Origin of the sequence: Serratia sp. SA088 (assembly GCF_049065515.1) — a bacterium.
Taxonomy (GTDB): domain Bacteria; phylum Pseudomonadota; class Gammaproteobacteria; order Enterobacterales; family Enterobacteriaceae; genus Serratia; species Serratia nematodiphila.
Genome location: NZ_JBAKGW010000002.1, coordinates 575,389 through 591,998 on the forward strand (window position 1 = coordinate 575,389; position 16,610 = coordinate 591,998).

17 protein-coding genes and 1 tRNA gene are annotated in these 16,610 nt (G+C 59.6%); 9 read left to right on the forward strand and 9 right to left on the reverse strand.

The window, feature by feature from the left end; translation table 11 throughout:
* Positions 1-8 precede the first annotated feature (8 nt).
* Positions 9-3,089, reverse strand: coding sequence for a MexW/MexI family multidrug efflux RND transporter permease subunit (locus ACOWVD_RS07900; protein WP_164095242.1), 3,081 nt, complete (start codon positions 3,087-3,089; stop codon positions 9-11).
* 10 nt (positions 3,090-3,099) lie between these two features.
* Complete coding sequence (locus ACOWVD_RS07905) at positions 3,100-4,185, reverse strand: efflux RND transporter periplasmic adaptor subunit (protein WP_421105571.1); 1,086 nt, start codon at positions 4,183-4,185, stop codon at positions 3,100-3,102.
* A gap of 145 nt (positions 4,186-4,330) precedes the next feature.
* Here ACOWVD_RS07905 and soxR point away from each other — a divergent pair, with 145 nt between their 5' ends.
* Entirely contained in the window at positions 4,331-4,807 is a 477-nt protein-coding gene (gene soxR, locus ACOWVD_RS07910) for a redox-sensitive transcriptional activator SoxR (RefSeq protein ID WP_421105572.1), read from the forward strand.
* Positions 4,808-4,847: 40 nt separating this feature from the next.
* Here the strand turns inward: soxR and ACOWVD_RS07915 are convergent, their stop codons facing one another.
* From ACOWVD_RS07915 to ACOWVD_RS07925, 3 genes are all read right to left on the reverse strand, one after another.
* The gene (locus tag ACOWVD_RS07915) at positions 4,848-5,162 is read right to left on the reverse strand and encodes a hypothetical protein (RefSeq protein ID WP_241487032.1); all 315 of its coding nucleotides are present in this window, start codon (positions 5,160-5,162) and stop codon (positions 4,848-4,850) included.
* Between the two features lie 54 nt (positions 5,163-5,216).
* Positions 5,217-5,432: a hypothetical protein gene (locus ACOWVD_RS07920; protein WP_016928277.1), complete on the reverse strand. Its 216-nt coding sequence runs from the start codon at positions 5,430-5,432 to the stop codon at positions 5,217-5,219.
* A 228-nt stretch (positions 5,433-5,660) separates the two neighbouring features.
* Positions 5,661-5,748 (reverse strand) — tRNA-Ser (locus tag ACOWVD_RS07925).
* Positions 5,749-5,973: 225 nt separating this feature from the next.
* Here ACOWVD_RS07925 and yccA point away from each other — a divergent pair.
* Positions 5,974-6,636 (forward strand): FtsH protease modulator YccA, encoded by a 663-nt coding sequence (gene yccA / locus ACOWVD_RS07930; RefSeq protein ID WP_049239713.1) that lies wholly within the window; start codon positions 5,974-5,976, stop codon positions 6,634-6,636.
* Between the two features lie 111 nt (positions 6,637-6,747).
* Positions 6,748-7,077 carry a sulfurtransferase TusE gene (gene tusE, locus ACOWVD_RS07935; RefSeq protein ID WP_004928095.1) on the forward strand — a complete coding sequence of 110 codons (330 nt, stop codon included), beginning with the start codon at positions 6,748-6,750 and terminating at the stop codon, positions 7,075-7,077.
* A 34-nt stretch (positions 7,078-7,111) separates the two neighbouring features.
* On the opposite strand, the gene yccX is transcribed toward tusE, so the two are convergent.
* Positions 7,112-7,390: an acylphosphatase gene (gene yccX, locus ACOWVD_RS07940; protein ID WP_049239714.1), complete on the reverse strand. Its 279-nt coding sequence runs from the start codon at positions 7,388-7,390 to the stop codon at positions 7,112-7,114.
* A 93-nt stretch (positions 7,391-7,483) separates the two neighbouring features.
* Between yccX and rlmI the strand changes: the two genes are divergently transcribed.
* Both rlmI and hspQ read left to right on the forward strand, forming a co-directional pair.
* A complete protein-coding gene (gene rlmI / locus ACOWVD_RS07945; protein ID WP_049239715.1) occupies positions 7,484-8,674 on the forward strand; it encodes a 23S rRNA (cytosine(1962)-C(5))-methyltransferase RlmI in 1,191 nt (396 codons plus the stop codon).
* A 60-nt stretch (positions 8,675-8,734) separates the two neighbouring features.
* Positions 8,735-9,052, forward strand: coding sequence for a heat shock protein HspQ (hspQ, locus tag ACOWVD_RS07950; RefSeq protein WP_004928104.1), 318 nt, complete (start codon positions 8,735-8,737; stop codon positions 9,050-9,052).
* A gap of 60 nt (positions 9,053-9,112) precedes the next feature.
* Here hspQ and ACOWVD_RS07955 read toward each other — a convergent pair whose 3' ends face one another.
* On the reverse strand, positions 9,113-9,526 hold the full coding sequence (locus tag ACOWVD_RS07955) for a CoA-binding protein (RefSeq protein ID WP_033633420.1): 414 nt from the start codon (positions 9,524-9,526) through the stop codon (positions 9,113-9,115).
* 256 nt (positions 9,527-9,782) lie between these two features.
* Between ACOWVD_RS07955 and ACOWVD_RS07960 the strand changes: the two genes are divergently transcribed.
* The gene (locus tag ACOWVD_RS07960; RefSeq protein WP_421105573.1) at positions 9,783-10,448 is read left to right on the forward strand and encodes a DUF2057 family protein; all 666 of its coding nucleotides are present in this window, start codon (positions 9,783-9,785) and stop codon (positions 10,446-10,448) included.
* A gap of 124 nt (positions 10,449-10,572) precedes the next feature.
* Entirely contained in the window at positions 10,573-11,031 is a 459-nt protein-coding gene (locus tag ACOWVD_RS07965; RefSeq protein WP_015377363.1) for a methylglyoxal synthase, read from the forward strand.
* A gap of 33 nt (positions 11,032-11,064) precedes the next feature.
* Here the strand turns inward: ACOWVD_RS07965 and helD are convergent, their stop codons facing one another.
* A complete protein-coding gene (gene helD / locus ACOWVD_RS07970; protein ID WP_131164400.1) occupies positions 11,065-13,119 on the reverse strand; it encodes a DNA helicase IV in 2,055 nt (684 codons plus the stop codon).
* Between the two features lie 166 nt (positions 13,120-13,285).
* Here helD and ACOWVD_RS07975 point away from each other — a divergent pair, with 166 nt between their 5' ends.
* Entirely contained in the window at positions 13,286-13,738 is a 453-nt protein-coding gene (locus ACOWVD_RS07975; protein ID WP_004928120.1) for a YccF domain-containing protein, read from the forward strand.
* Between the two features lie 26 nt (positions 13,739-13,764).
* A complete protein-coding gene (gene yccS / locus ACOWVD_RS07980; RefSeq protein ID WP_049239717.1) occupies positions 13,765-15,900 on the forward strand; it encodes a YccS family putative transporter in 2,136 nt (711 codons plus the stop codon).
* Between the two features lie 4 nt (positions 15,901-15,904).
* On the opposite strand, the gene ACOWVD_RS07985 is transcribed toward yccS, so the two are convergent.
* Positions 15,905-16,561: a TfoX/Sxy family DNA transformation protein gene (locus ACOWVD_RS07985; protein ID WP_049239718.1), complete on the reverse strand. Its 657-nt coding sequence runs from the start codon at positions 16,559-16,561 to the stop codon at positions 15,905-15,907.
* Positions 16,562-16,610 lie beyond the last annotated feature (49 nt).

Below are 16,610 nucleotides of genomic sequence, written 5' to 3' on the forward strand. Positions count from 1 at the left end.
CCGGCGGATTATTCCGTCAGCGCCTTTTGCGCGGCGGCCAACTCACGCTGACGGGGTGAGGCTACCGCGTGATCGCGCGCCAACAGCGTATACACCGTCGGCAACACAAACAGGGTAAACAGCGTGCCCACCAGCATGCCGGAGACGATCACCAGCCCCAGGCCGAAGCGACTGGCAGCCCCGGCGCCGCTGGCGAACAGCAGCGGGATCAAACCGAACACCATCGCCCCGGTGGTCATCAGAACCGGCCGCAGACGAATTTGCGCCGCCTGCAAAATCGCGGCGCGCCGCGTCAGCGCCTGATGCAACTGCAGCTCGTTGGCGAACTCCACCATCAGAATGCCGTGCTTGCTGATGAGCCCGATCAGGGTCACCAGACCGACCTGGGTATAGATATTCATCGTGGCGTAGCCCAGCGCCAGCGGCAGCAAGGCGCCGCAGATCGACAGCGGCACGGTGATGAGGATAATCAGCGGATCTTTCAGGCTCTCGTACTGCGCCGCCAGCACCAGGTAAATGATCACCAACGCCGCCAGGAACGCGAACGCCAGCGCGCTGCCCTCCTGGGTGTATTGGCGCGAATCCCCCTGCCAGTCGTGGCTAAATTCGGCCGGCAGCGCATTGGCCTGCCGTTCGAGGAAAGCCACCGCTTCGCCCATCGAAACGCCGGGCGCGGGAATCGCCTGCAGGGTGGCGGCGTTCTGCTGGTTGAACTGGGTCAGCTTGTTCGGTTCGACCTTAACGGCCACCGATACCACGGTGGAGAGCGGCACCAGCGTATTGTCCTGGGCGCGAACATATTGCCGCGCCAGCGCCTGCGGCGTCAGCCGTTGTTCGCGCAGGCTTTGCGGGATAACGTCATAAGCGCGCCCGTCCATCCCGAAGCGGTTGAGGTAGTTCTCTCCCACCAGCACCGCCAACGATTCACCGATGTCGCTCATGCGTATCCCCAGACTGTTGGCCTTGGCGCGATCGATGTGCACCTCCGCCAGCGGGTTGTTGTAGTCCAAATCGCTGTCCACCACCATAAACAGGCCGCTGTTTCTGGCGTTCTGTTTCACCTCCTCCAGGGTGCGGTACAGCTGCGGGTAGTCCTGCGGCGTACGCAGCACCATCTGCACCGGCAGCCCCCCGGTGGAGCCTGGCAAGGCGGGCAGCTGGAAGGCGAAAATGCTGGTGCCTTCAACATCGTTCACCGCCCGTTGCAGATCGGCCTGCACCGCCGACGCCGAGCGCTGGCGCGCCTGCCACAGCGTCAGGTTGATACCGCCGATGCCGGACGCCGTGCCGTCGCTGCCGTTGATGATCCAGCGGCTTTCGGTTTCCGGCATGCGGTTGTAAACCTCGTCCAGCTTGTAGGCAAAGCGTTCGACATAGTTCAGGTTGGCCTGCTGCGGCGCCTTGATGGCGGTCAGTACGATGGCCTGATCCTCGGTCGGCGCCAGCTCGCGCTGCGGCATCAGGTACAATAGCGGCAGGCTGATCATCACCAGCAACGCCAGCGTGCCGGTCAGCCAACGGTGGTGCAGCGAGAAATCCAGCGCGCGCGCATAGCGCCGCGTCAGGCCGCCGAAGAACCACTCGGCGGCGTGCGCCACGCGCCCTTCGCTCTGTTTGGCCGGCAGCAGGAGCGAGCTCATCACCGGCGACAGCGTCAGCGCCACCACGCCGGACACCACCACCGCCCCGGCCAGCGTCAGCGCGAATTCGCGAAACAGCGCGCCGGTCAGCCCGCCCATCAGGCCGATCGGCGCATAGACCGCGGCCAGCGTCAGGGTCATGGCGATCACCGGCCCGGCCACCTCGCGTGCGCCGATCATCGCCGCCGCCAGCGGCGTTTTCCCCTCTTCGATATGGCGATGCACGTTTTCCACCACCACGATGGCGTCGTCCACCACCAAACCGATCGCCAGGACCATCGCCAGCAGCGTCAGCAAATTGACGCTGAAGCCGAAGGCCAGCATCAGCCCGGCAGCGCCAAGTATCGACAGCGGAATGGTCACCACCGGGATCAACACGGTGCGCAGCGACCCCAGACACAGGTAGATCACCGCCACAACGATCGCCAGCGCTTCGAGCAGGGTATGCACCACTTCATCGATCGAGGCCTGAATAAAGCGCGCGGTCTCGAACGCCAGCGCCATCTTCACGCCCGGCGGCTGCATCTTGTCGATCGCCGGCATCAGGTGGCGGATGCCGTCGACGATCACCAGCGGGTTGCCGGTCGGCGTAGGGAAGACGCCAAGGAACACCGCCGGTTCGCCATCCATCAAGGCGCTGGTTTCCGTGGCTGCGGCGCCCAGCTCCACGGTGCCGACGTCTTTCAAGCGCACCAGACCGTTGCCGTCGTTGCGCACCACCAGATTGCGAAACTCCTCTACGCTGGTGAGATCGGTATTCACCCGCACGTTGGCAACCACATACTGCCCTTTCACCTTGCCCGGCGCCGCCTGGTAGTTGTTGCGCCGCACCGCATCGGCCACGTCGGCCGCGGTCAGACCGCGGCCGGCCAGCCGATCGCTGTCCAGCCACAGGCGCATCGCCATTTTTTGCCCGCCGAACACTTCAACCTTGGCGACGCCGTCGATGGTGGTGAACATCGGTTCCACCACCCGCGTCAGGTATTCGCTCAGCGCCGGCGTGGACAGCGTTTTACTGGAAAAACCGACATAGGCCACGGCGGTGGCTTCACCGGCGGAACGCTCAATCACCGGATCGTAAGCCTGCTCCGGCAGCTTATAGCGCACCTGGTTGACCTTGGCCATCACTTCGGTCAGCGCCTGGGTGGAGTCGCGGTTCAGCGCCATGCGCACCGTCACCACGCTGCGCCCCTGCACCGAGGAGGAAGAAAGGTAGTCAACGCCCTCGACGGAGGACACCGCCTGGGCGATCGGCTGCGTAACAAAGCCCTGCATCAGCTCGGACGACGCGCCGGGATAGTCGGTGCTGATGGTGATGGTAGAGTTTTCCAGCAGCGGGTATTGGCGGATCGGCAGTTTGCTGAGCGCCAGCGCGCCGAACAGCAGAATCAAGGTGCTGACCACCAGCGCCAGCACCGGCCGGCGCACGAACAGATCGGTAAATGTCATCGGTCTCTCCTCAGGAACCGGCCTGGGCGGCGCTCAGAGCATCCTGCGCCACCGGCTCGGCCGCCATGCCGTCGCTCAGCTTGAGCTGGCCCGAGGTCACCACCCGCTCGCCTTCCTGCAGGCCGCTGACGATCTCGACGCGCCCGTCATTGCGTTCGCCCACGGTGACCGAGACGCGCTTGACCGTCATGCCCTTTTCACCCTGTTGCGCGACGAACACGGTATCGCCGTACGCCGTATAGGTCAGCGCCGTTTCCGGCACCGTCAGCACCGCCACGCGCTGTTGCTGCGTGACGCGAATGCCGGCGTACATGCCGGCCTTCAGCAATCCCTGGCGGTTAGTCAACGTCGCCTGCACCTGCACGGTGCGGGATTTGCCGATCATCGGGTCGATAGCGGTAATAGCGGCGGGGAAAGCGCGCTCGGGATAGGCACCGACCTGCACCGACACCGCCTGCCCCAACGCCAGTCCGGCGCTGCTTTGTTCGTCCAGCGAGAAATTGACGCGCAGCGTATCGGCATCCACCAGGTTGGCCACCGCCTCGGCGGCGTTGAGGTATTGCCCTTCATGCACGCGACGAATGCCGATGACGCCGGAGAACGGCGCGCGGATCGCCTTTTGCGCGATTTTGGCCTGCGTTTCCTGCACCGCCCCGAACGCCATATCCCGTTCGGCCAGCGCATCGTCCAACTGCTGCCGCGCGGTGGCGTTGAGGTTCATCAGCTTGCGCATGCGCGCCAGCAGCAGATCGGCATTGCGCAGCTGCGCCTGCAGGCGCACCAGCTCAGCCTGCTCGACCGCATCGTTGAGCTGCACCAGCAGTTGCCCCTGCCGTACCGTTTGGCCGGATTCGAACAGGATGCGCGTGATGCGGCCGCTGGTCTCTGCCGCCACTTCCACCTGACTGGCCGCCTCCAGCTCGCCTACGCCGGCGTAACTGCGCGCCGCCTGTTCACGCAGGGCGGGCGCCAGCGCCACTTTCACCGGCGGATAGGCCGGCGCGCCTTCGCTTTGCCGGGCGGTGGATCGCATCGCTACCGCAGCGACGGCGAGCGCCGCCAGCAGCGCGGCAATAATGAGGTATCGTTTCATCATGTAACGGTTTCTTCCTGATTTTACAGCCAAAGCCACCCTTCCCCCGACGCAGCGCAGGCGGGTGACGAAAGATGCCGGTTGCCAAGTCCGGCTGGCTGCACTATAAAACCTCAGGTTAACTTTAGGTCAAGCCGAGGAACGTGGAATGGCAAGAAATGAACCGATTAACACCTATCGGCTATTGACCGTTGGGGAAGTGGCGAAGCGCAGCGGCGTGGCGGTATCCGCGTTGCACTTTTACGAGAGCAAGGGGCTGATTCAGGCGACGCGCAACGCCGGCAACCAGCGCCGCTACACGCCGGTGGTGTTGCGCTACATCGCGGTGATCAAGATCGCGCAAAGCGCGGGCATTCCGCTGGAGGAAATCCGCGCCACGCTGGGCCGCTTTCCCGCCGGCAGCAAGCTGACCTCGGAGCAATGGGGCGTGTTGTCCTGCGCCTGGCGCAAAACGCTCGATGAGCGCATTCAACGGCTAACGGTGCTGCGCGACCATCTCGACAGCTGCATCGGCTGCGGCTGCCTGTCGCTCACCGACTGCCCGCTGCGCAACCCAAACGATATTTTGGGCCAACAGGGCGCCGGCGCACAGATTCTCGAACATGGCGCCGGAAAGGACCGATGAGCGAGACGGCGGCTCACTGGAGCTTCCCAGCCCATTCCTCTCAGGGATAGATGATGTTCAACGTGGCCGAGGTGTTAATTTCCCCCTGCGTCACGCCATCACGCTGATAAGGGTAATAATAAGCGCCCATGCCGATGATGAAATGACTGTTCAGGCTGCCGCCGGCGGCGACGTGAAACAGTGAGGTGGCGCGGTCGGCAATGTCTTCCTGCTGCATGTTCTGGCAGCTGATGTTCAGCGAGAACGGCGTGTAGCCGGGTTGGTTGTCATTCACCACCTGCGCCACGCCCATTTTGGGCAACCTGACCGTCAGGCCGGCGTTGAGGGTGAGCAGAGAGGCAGCGAAGAAACACAAGGGGGCGCGCTCTTGGCAAACACGCCCCAGATAACGGTTGGGGAGGCGGGAGGACTATTTTACCGACATATCCGTGCGGACGATGCCATGGTTTTTCATCACCTCTTCCATGGTGAGGTTCTCATCGTACGGCGTGTCGTCCACCACAACGTCTTGCGGGCGGACATAAGGTTTGGTCGCGCGTTTGAACATCCACCACCATACGAACACCAGGAAAGCGCCGGACTTCAAAAAGATCATGGTCCATAAGGCGACTTGATACCAGTTCATCTCTGTCTCCATAAGAGCATTAAGCAAAATTGATAAGGCGGCGTTGCTTGTCGCAGCGGTCACGCCTGGCAACAGCAGGCATCCGAGCGGCCGGCCTTGATAGGTGCATAATCTCACCGACGCATGGCCCTTATCAATAGCCGATCGCGTTTCCTGCAGAAGCGCCCCGGTTTATCCGCACGCAAAAGCAAAAAACCCCGTGCTCAGAGAGCACGGGGTCAGAATGTATGGCGGAGGAGCAGAGATTCGAACTCTGGAACGGTTTCCCGTCGACGGTTTTCAAGACCGTTGCCTTCAGCCACTCGGCCACCCCTCCGCAACGACGCGCACTATAAACAGAGCTTATTCGCTTGTAAAGCCCGAACGCGTTCAACCGCGCGAAAAATCGCCGCAGGCAAAGCAAGCGGCGATCAAACGAACACCCACCCCGCTGTTGCCATAATGATAACTAAGGGTAAAGATTGGTAAACAAACTTTAATCAAGCCCTTGCGCTGCCTATCATCGGGATTATTTTGTGATGGCCTGATAAGAGAGAGCATTATGGACCGCATTGTCGTCTCATCATCTTCTTCGCGCGACTCGCTGCTCAGCACGCATAAAGTCCTGCGCAACACCTATTTCCTGTTATCCCTGACCCTGGCTTTCTCAGCCCTGACCGCGACCGCCAGTACAATGTTGGGTCTGCCTGCGCCAGGCTTGCTGCTGATGCTGGTCGGTTTCTACGGCCTGATGTTCCTGACCCATAAACTGGCCAACAGCCCGGCGGGCATTCTGGCGGCTTTCGCGCTGACCGGTTTCATGGGATACGCCCTCGGCCCGATCCTCAGTTCGTTCCTGAACGCGGGCGCGGGCGATCTGATCATGCTGGCGCTGGGCGGCACCGCCGCGGTGTTCTTCTGCTGCTCGGCGTATGTGCTGACCACCCGTAAAGACATGTCGTTCCTGTCCGGCATGATGATGGCCGGTTTTGTGGTGCTGCTGGTGGCGGTGATCGCCAACCTGTTCCTGCAGATCCCTGCTCTGCACCTTGCTATCAGCGCGCTGTTCATCCTGTTCTCCGCCGGCGCGATCCTGTGGGAAACCAGCAACATCATTCACGGCGGCGAGACCAACTACATTCGCGCCACCGTTAGCCTGTACGTGTCGCTCTACAACATGTTCATCAGCCTGTTGAGCATTCTGGGCTTCGCCCGCAGCAACTGATCGCGCGTTACGCATGTCTTCCAGGCCCCGCTCCGGCGGGGCTTTGTTTTTTGCGGCCGAAAAAATTTGCTAAACTGGCGGCCGTTCCGAATTATCCGTTATCGAGGCAGTATGTTGGAGTTTGAAGGTCAGGTTATCGACACTGACGCGCAGGGCTATCTGAAAAACAGCGCCGACTGGCATGAGGGCCTGGCGCCGCTGCTGGCCGCGCAGGAAGAGATCGTGCTCACCGAAGCACACTGGGAAGTGGTGCGCTTCGTGCGCGACTTCTATCAGGAATTCAATACGTCGCCGGCTATTCGCATGCTGGTCAAAGCCATGGCGCAGAAATACGGCGAAGAAAAAGGCAACAGCCGCTATCTGTATCGCCTGTTCCCGAAAGGGCCGGCCAAACAAGCCACCAAAATCGCCGGCTTGCCGAAACCGGTGAAATGCATCTGACCGCGCCGCCCGCAGCGCCGCTGCAGGCGAGCATTTAATAGCGAATGCCAAACCCGGCGTAATCGGCCCCCCCCTGCGGTTCCACCAGCACGCGTTCAACGCGCGCGCTGCGCGGGCCGCCCTGTTTCAACCACTCCACCAGCTTATCCACCTGCGCCTGTGTGCCGCAGGCCACCACCTGAACGCTGCCGTCATCGAGATTGCGCGCATAGCCGGTCACCCCCAACGCCTCGGCCTGCCGCTGAGTGGAATAGCGGAACCCTACCCCCTGCACCACGCCATACACATACGCAGCAATGCAAACTTGTGTCATAATCGCCCCCTTAATTCAGTTTTCATTATGGCATTGCCGTGCCTTTGCACCGCCATGTCACTCTTTCTATCCTAGCTGGCAGCATTATTAATTATGACCGTACGCCTGTTTCTCGCCAAAGGACGTGAAAAGTCCTTACTCCGTCGCCACCCTTGGGTGTTCTCCGGCGCCGTTCAACGTGTTGAGGGTAAAGCCCTCTCCGGTGAAACCATCGATATCCTCGACAGCCAGGGCAAGTGGCTGGCGCGCGGCGCCTATTCGCCCGAGTCGCAGATCCGCGCACGCGTCTGGACTTTCCAGCAGGATGAAGAGATTAACATCGATTTCTTCATTCGCCGCCTGCAGCAAGCGCAAAGCTGGCGCGACTGGGTCGCGCAGCGTGACGGTCTGGACGGATACCGCCTGATCGCCGGCGAGTCCGACGGCCTGCCGGGCATCACTATCGATCGCTTCCAGAATTTCCTGGTGCTGCAGCTGCTGTCCGCCGGTGCCGAATACCAGCGCCCGGCCCTGCTTTCCGCCCTGCAGCATTGCTACCCGGAATGTTCGATTTACGATCGCTCCGACGTTGCGGTGCGTAAAAAAGAAGGCCTGCCGCTGGCGCAGGGCCTGGTGCTGGGCGATTTGCCGCCGGAACTGCTGCCGATCGCTGAACACGGCATGAAGCTGCTGGTGGACATTCAGCAAGGGCACAAGACCGGTTTCTACCTCGACCAACGCGACAGCCGCCTGGCGGCGCGGAACTACTCTGCCGGCCGCCGAGTGCTGAACTGCTTCTCCTACACCGGCGCCTTCGCCGTTTCCGCTCTGATGGGCGGCTGCGCGCAGGTGATCAGCGTGGATACCTCGCAGGCGGCGCTGGACATCGCCAAACAGAACGTCGAACTCAACAGGCTGGATCTGAACAAGGCGGAGTTCGTTCGCGATGACGTGTTCCAGCTGCTGCGCAACTACCGCGCTCAAGGCGAAAAATTCGATCTGATCATCATGGATCCGCCGAAATTCGTCGAGAACAAGAATCAGCTGGCCAGCGCCTGCCGCGGCTACAAAGACATCAACATGCTGGCGCTGCAGTTGCTGAATCCAGGCGGCATTCTGCTCAGCTTCTCCTGCTCCGGCCTGATGCCGACCGACCTGTTCCAGAAAATTTTGGCCGATGCCGCTGTAGATGCCGGACGTGATGTACAATTTATAGAGCAGTTCCGCCAGGCTGCCGATCACCCGGTGATCGCCACGTATCCTGAGGGGCTGTATCTGAAAGGCTTCGCTTGTCGGGTGATGTAACTTGAAATGCGCTGCCTTGCCCCCATATATGAGCAAGGCATTGTTTCTCAGGAGGTCATCATGATTGCCAGCAAATTCGGTATCGGACAACAGGTTAGGCATAAACTGCTGGGGTATTTGGGGGTCGTTATCGATATCGACCCGGAATACTCTTTAGAACAACCCAAAGCTGACGAGATAGCGGCGAACGACGAACTGCGTTCCGCCCCTTGGTACCACGTGGTGATGGAAGACGAGGAAGGCCAACCGGTGCACACCTATCTGGCGGAAGCGCAGCTGGATGGCGAGCCCCAGGAAGCGCATCCCGAACAACCATCGCTGGATGAACTGGCGGAATCCATCCGTCACCAGTTACAGGCGCCACGTTTGCGCAATTGACCGCGCCAAGACCTGAGAAACCCCGAGAGGGCCCGGCATCGTGCCAGGCCCTTTTTTTATTTAGCGCTCCAGCCCTAAACGCGGGATTTCTATTTTCGGGCAGCGATCCATCACTACGCGCAGCCCAGCCTGTTGCGCCAGCGCTGCCGCCTGATCGTTGATCACCCCTATCTGCAACCACAGCGCCCTGGCGCCGATCGCTATCGCCTCTTGCGCCACGCCGTAAGCCGCCTCCGAATTGCGAAACACGTCAACCATATCCACCGGCTGTGGGATAGCGGCCAGCGTAGGGTAAACCTGCTGCCCCAGCAGCGTCTGCCCCGCCAGTTTTGGGCTGACCGGGATCACCTGATACCCTTGTGCCAACAGATATGCCATCACACCATAACTGGGCCGCGACGGGTTATCGCTGGCGCCGACCAGCGCGATGGTTTTCACCTGCTGCAACAACTCAACAATCTCTTGATCTTGCATCTTCAACTCCCGTTTATCACTGCGTCACTTTCCATTTCGAGTGTAACCGATCGGCATTCGCTCGGTTAAACGCTAATGCGAAGGAAACTTCACCGCAATCTTATGGTCAGAGGCTGTCGCGGTTCAGCTGCGCACGGTCGTGTCTAATCGCGATAAAATATGTAAAAATGTAAACAAAACACCCGATTGAAAAATTTTGACACAACCTATGCCGTGTTCAACACTTAGAGCTACGTCACTTTATAAGGAGATAATGATGAAATTTGGTCTGGTGGTTGCGGCGTTGCTCAGCATCAGTATGCCTGCCGCGGCTACGACCCTGAAACTCTCCCCGGACATCGACCTGCTGGTGGTCGACGGCAAGAAAATGACAGGTTCGTTGTTAAAAGGTGCCGACAGCCTTGAACTGGATGGCGGGCAGCACCAGTTGCTGTTTAAAGTGACCAAAACCGTACGTTCCGGCCAGCATACACAGGCCTATACCTCCCTGCCGCTGGTTGCCAGCTTCAATACGCAAAAGATCAGCCAAGTGGCGATCGAACTGCCGCGCATCGAGAACGATCGTGATGCGCAACGCTTTGACAGAACGTTAAATTATCTGGTGGTCGATAAAGACGGCAACGCCTTGCCATTCCGGCATGATGCGCTGCATCCCGACAGCGTCACCTTCAATACCGATTTGGAAAAGGTGATGACCGATTACAACCGCCAGAACCGCCCAGCCTCCGTTCCGACCTTTGTGCAGGCGAACGCAGGCAATCCCTCAATCCCCGCGTTGGCCGGCGCACCGCTGAATGCCCCGACGGTGACGTTGAAAGGTGAAAACGTGTCGGAACAGATGTTGCAATACTGGTTCCAACAGGCCGACAAGGAAACACAGAAGCGCTTCCTGCGCTGGGCCAATAAACAACCGATTCGCTGATCCCTCCCGGCGTCTTTCCCCGCAAAGGCGCCTTTTCTTCGCATTTTCAGGCGCAAACGCTAGGCAGTGAAAAACAGTTTCAGTAATCTGTCGCACATCCCCCCGATTAGCGAAGGACACTGAGATGGAATTGACTACCCGCACTATCGCCGCGCGCAAACACATTGCGCTGGTGGCGCACGATCACCGTAAACAGGCCCTGTTGGAGTGGGTAGAAAGCCACAAGACTATTCTGGCGCAGCATCAGCTGTACGCCACCGGTACGACCGGCAACCTGATACAACGCGCCAGCGGCATTCCCGTCACCAGCATGCTGAGTGGCCCGATGGGCGGCGATCAGCAGGTTGGCGCACTGATTGCGGAAGGCAAGATAGACATGCTGATCTTCTTCTGGGATCCGTTGAACGCGGTGCCGCACGATCCGGACGTGAAGGCGCTGCTACGGCTGGCGACCGTATGGAATATTCCGGTGGCCACCAACCGCTCGACCGCGGACTTTCTGATCGACTCTCCGCTGTTCAAAAGCGAGGTGGAGATCGCTATCCCCGACTATCAGCGCTACCTGCAAGACCGCCTGAAGTAGTTCCTCACGGCCTGGCTGCCGCCAGGCCCGAGCTTACGGTTTTTTCTGCACCGGTACGCCAAGATCCTGCAGGTGTTCAACGAATACCGAAGGGTGCTCACGATCCTGCAACAGCCATACCTGATGTTTAGCGCGAGTTAACGCGACATACAGCAGACGGCGTTCTTCGGCATCCGGGAAATCCTCCGGCCGCGGCAGTAGCACCTCTTCCAACACCGACTCGCGCGCCACGGCGGGGAAACCGTCACGCCCCTCATGCAAACCGGCAATGATGACGTATTCCGCCTGCTGCCCCTTGCTGGCGTGGATGGTCATAAACTCCAGATTCAGTTTAGGCCAGCGGGTGGCCGCTTTCGCCAACGCTTCCGGTTTCAAATGATGGTAACGCGCCAGCACCAGAATGCGTTCATCCGGCTTGGCGTAGCCGCTCAGCTTGTCCAGTAAGGGTTCCAACTGCTCGTGCGGCAGGATCGCCACCGACTTTTTATTGCCCTTGCTCAGGCTGTTGAGCGGTTTTTTCAGCTGGTGCGGATTCTGCTGCACGAACCGGTTGGCCACCTCGCCGATACGTTCGTTGAAGCGATAAGTCGTGTCCAGCGCGCACTGCGCCCCTTCGCCGAAGTGGGTGGCAAAAGCCGTGGTTAACGTCAACTCTGCGCCACTGAAGCGATAAATCGCCTGCCAGTCATCCCCCACCGCAAACAGGCAGGTCTGCTTGTTCTGTCGGCGCAATGCCGCCAGCAATAACGCACGCTGCGGTGAGATATCCTGAAATTCGTCGACCAGAATATGTTTCCACGGGCTGACGAAGCGCCCCTTGTCGAGAATGTTGACTGCCTGATGGATCAGGCCGGAGAAGTCTACCGCCCCTTCCTCTTTCAAGGCGCTTTTCCAGGCTTTCAGCAGCGGCGCCATCAGCCGGATGCGTTTTGAAAACAGATCGCGGATTTCTTCATCCGCCTGCTCAATCATTTCCGCCTGGCTGCCGCCGTGCATGCGCATCAACCCCAGCCACCGCTCGAGCCGGCCCGCCAGGCGATCCGCGAGGCGTTTATCTTGCCAGAAGTCGCCTTCCGGCACTTCCCATTCCAGCTCCTCAGTCAACCATTGACGCCACCCCTTGGCCTGGGCTTTCTTCTCCGCGCACTGTTGGCGCCAATGGGTAATCAGCAGCGCTTTGCGCGCGTTGGCATCGGTTTCCAACCGGCTGATGGCCGGCGCTTTGCGGCTGCCTTGTTGAATGATTTGCAGCGCCAAGGCATGGAAGGTCTTGGCCTGAATGCCGACATCGCCCAAACGTTCTTTGATGCGGTCGTTCATCTCGCCGGCGGCCTGGCGGCCGAACGCCAACAGCAAGATTTGCCCCGGCTCCGCCTCCTGACGGCGCAGCAGCCAGCCGGCGCGCGCCACCAGCACCGACGTTTTGCCGCTGCCGGCGCCGGCCAACACCAGCACGGAATCCTCGCCATTGACCACCGCCCGGCTCTGGGCGTCGTTGAGCGGCGAGCTCTCGACGGTCTGGAAGAAGTCGTGATGTTGCTCCAGCATGCGATCGGTCCACTGCCGGTTGCGTTGTTCAACGCTGCGTTGCCCCTGCTGCAGCCATTGCAGACACAGATGGTAATCGGCCCGGCAGTTATCGAATTCATCCAGGCGCGCTACCGGCATCGGCAGCGCGGAGAAAGCCTCACGAATTTGCTGCTGCAGCTTGCCCAGCTCAGACTTTTTGAACCATTTATCTTGCTGCTCAATGCGCTGAATCTGCGCCACCTGCTGTTGCAGCACGCCGGCGCTGACCTCACTCATTTCGGCGCTCCAGTGCTGCCACGCCTGCTGCAGATAGTGATAAAAACGCTGCGTTTCCTGCCATTCGGTGCCGTGCAGCCGCACCACTTTTTCGTCCGGCAATTCAAATTCCAGCTCGCCCCAGACGATGCCGCGCTTGCACCTGACCTGAATCAGTTGATTGAAGGGGATCAGGTATTCATGTTTTTCCCCGCTCACCTCAACGCCGGCGTGCAGCAACCGCACACGGTTATAAGGGTGCTGAGCCAGGTGTTTCCCCAGCGATGTCGCTTTAAGTTCCATATCGTCGCGCCATGACTATGTTGAGAGTAAATAACGGATATCTGCCAGTTTACCTGCGATAAGCAGTGGCACTCTAGCGCTAAAAAAAGGGTAGAATAGATTTTGCGTTTTTATCGTGAATACGCCCGCATCGCGGTTTGGCTATCATTAGAGCAGAATGACGTCTATGCGTACTGTACTGAATATTCTTAATTTTGTGTTGGGCGGTTTCTTCACCACGCTAGGCTGGCTCATTGCGACAGTGTTCAGCGTGCTGCTGGTCATCACGCTGCCGCTCACTCGCTCCTGCTGGGAAATCACCAAGCTGTCGCTGGTGCCGTTTGGCAACGAGGCGATACATGTCGATGAACTGTACCCGGAGAAAAGCAATGCGCTGCTCTCCGCCGGCGGCTCACTGCTCAACATTATCTGGCTGGTTCTGTTCGGCTGGTGGCTGTGCCTGTCACACATCGCCGCCGGTATCGTGCAATGCGTTTCAATCATCGGCATTCCGGTCGGTATCGCCAATTTCAAAATAGCCGCCATCGCGCTGTGGCCGGTGGGGCGCCGCGTCGTCTCGGTAGAAATGGCTCAGCAAGCGCGTATTGAGAATGCTCGCCGCCACTATCATCAGCGTTAATTTTTTCTCCGTTTGAGGAGTTTTTTGTGCTCTCTTTTGCACCCGCAGTACGTCGTTATACCTACAACAGCAATCTGCTGTACCACCTGCGCATTCTTATTGCGCTGATCGGCACCACCGCCGTTCCCTGGTGGCTGGGCATTCCCAAGCTGACTATCCCGCTGACGCTGGGCGTGGTGGCAGCGGCACTGACCGATTTGGACGACCGCCTGGCCGGCAGGTTACGTAACCTGCTGATCACGTTGGTGTGCTTCTTTGTCGCCTCCGCTTCAATCGAACTGCTGTTCCCCTATCCCTGGTTGTTCGCCCTTGGCTTAACCACCTCAACCTGCGGTTTTATCCTGCTGGGCGCCTTAGGGCAACGTTACGCCACCATCGCCTTCGGCGCGCTGCTGATCGCGGTTTACACCATGCTCGGCACCGCCATGTACGATGCCTGGTATCAGCAACCGCTGCTGCTGGTGATCGGCGCGCTGTGGTATAACCTGCTGACGCTGGCGGGCCACCTGCTGTTCCCTATCCGGCCGCTGCAAGAGAACCTGGCGCGCTGCTACGAGCAGCTGGCCAACTATCTGGATGCCAAGGCCAACCTGTTCGATCCCGACGCCGAACGCGACGCCGACCTGCCATGGATGGATGTCGCGATGGCCAACAGCGCGTTGGTCGCGTTGCTGAACCAGACCAAAGCCTCGCTACTGACGCGCCTGAAAGGCGATCGCGGCCAACGCGGCACCCGCCGCACCTTGCACTACTATTTTGTCGCGCAGGATATCCACGAACGCGCCAGCTCTTCCCATGTTCAGTACCACGCGCTCAGCCGGCAATTCCGTCACAGCGATATTTTATTCCGCTTCCAGCGTTTGCTGAGCATGCAGGCGCGCGCCTGCCGCCAGCTGGCACAATCGATCCTGCTGCGGCAAAAATACCAGCACAACCCGCGTTTTGAGCCAGCCTTCAGCCGCATTCAGGAGGCCTTGGCACGCATAACCGAAACCCAGGGCAATTCAGAGCAAACCAAAGCGCTGGCGCACCTGCTGAAAAATCTGCATGCGATCGATGCGCAGCTGGCCAATATCGAGTCAGAGCAGACGCTGGCCAGCGGGCAGGCGGAAGAGAACAGCCTGGCCGACGATCGCTTAACCGGCTGGAGCGACATCCGACTGCGCATCAGCCGCCATTTGACGCCGCAGTCTGCCCTGTTCCGCCATGCGATCCGCATGTCGGTAGTGCTGTGCGTGGGTTACGCCTTCATCCAGTTCACCGGCATGCAACACGGTTACTGGATCCTGTTGACCAGCCTGTTCGTCTGCCAACCGAACTACAACGCGACCCGCCGGCGCCTGGCGCTGCGCATCATCGGCACTCTGGCCGGTATCCTGATTGGCCTGCCAATCCTCTATTTCGTGCCTTCCGTAGAAGGACAACTGGTGTTGATCGTCATCACCGGTGTCCTGTTCTTCGCTTTTCGCACCGTACAGTATGCCCATGCAACGATGTTCATCACGCTGCTTGTGTTGCTGTGCTTTAACCTGTTGGGTGAAGGTTTCGAAGTAGCAGCCCCGCGCGTTTACGATACCTTGTTGGGTTGCGCCATCGCCTGGGCGGCGGTCAGCTTTATCTGGCCGGACTGGAAGTTCCGCCAGCTGCCGGCGGTGGTGGATAAAACGCTGAATGCCAACTGTCGCTATCTGGACGCCATTCTGGTGCAATATCATCAGGGTAAGGATAACGGGCTCGCTTACCGCATCGCGCGGCGAGATGCCCACAACAGCGATGCCGAACTGGCTTCGGTCATCTCCAACATGTCCGCCGATCCCAAGGCCGACAAGGCGTTGCAGGAAGCCGCCTTCCGTCTGCTCTGCCTGAACCACACTCTCCTGAGTTATATCTCGGCGTTGGGGGCGCACCGCGAGCGGTTGAATACCCCTGCCACACTCGATCTGCTCAATGATGCCGTGTGTTACGTGGACGGCGCCTTGCATCAGGAAGAACGGAACAGCCAGCGTATTGCGCAAGCGCTGGAACAACTGGCGGAGCGCATTCGCACAGCCGTTCCGGAACCTGAAAGCAAAGAACAGTTGGTTTTGCAGCAGGTGGGGCTAATGCTCGAGCTGCTGCCGGAACTCACCGCACTCCATACCCAAATCAATAAGGCAACCTAATTATTCAGGGCCCGCTCGATGGGCCCTGAACTACTGGCTCATGCCCATGGCGGCGCATAGCCATCGTATGATCGAACCAGCGCACCAGTTCGTTGCGCAATTCGGTCGGCAATGCCGCCTGATGATAGCCGGCTATCGCGCCGCCCAGCGACAGCAGCACGCGCAACCCCAGATTGGTCTGCTGTTGCAGCAGGCGAAGATAGCTACGTTTGGCGCCATGCAGCCGCAGGTCATAGGCATTGCGAATACCCGCTCGCCATAGCAAGCGCTCCATGTTGACATCTATATTTGGCAACGCCTTCAATCTGCCGTGATCGCCGGCCTTGAGCCGCTGCTCTCGGCGCGCTTCCCTGATGGCCTGCCAGGCCAACCCTACCAGCTCGTTGCGTTCCCGCCACAGCGACTCGTCAACCCAGTAATAGCGCAAGGTGATGGGCACACCGCGCTTGGAATAGACCATATTGACCATGCCCCGGGCGCGAAAGGCCGGTTCCATGCTCGCCGTAGCCCGCAAGTACAATTCCCCTTCCGCTACTACCGCAAACATTATCCCTTCAGCCAGCAGCCCATAGCCGCCAAACTGTGATCGTGTTGTGATAGCGCCCAGCGCCGCAAAGCAATTTTTAGCCTGCGCGATCCTTCTCGTCGACATCCTTTTCATAGCGTTCCTCCTTTTTAGGTTCTGGCCGTATTATTTCTCTCATCAATGA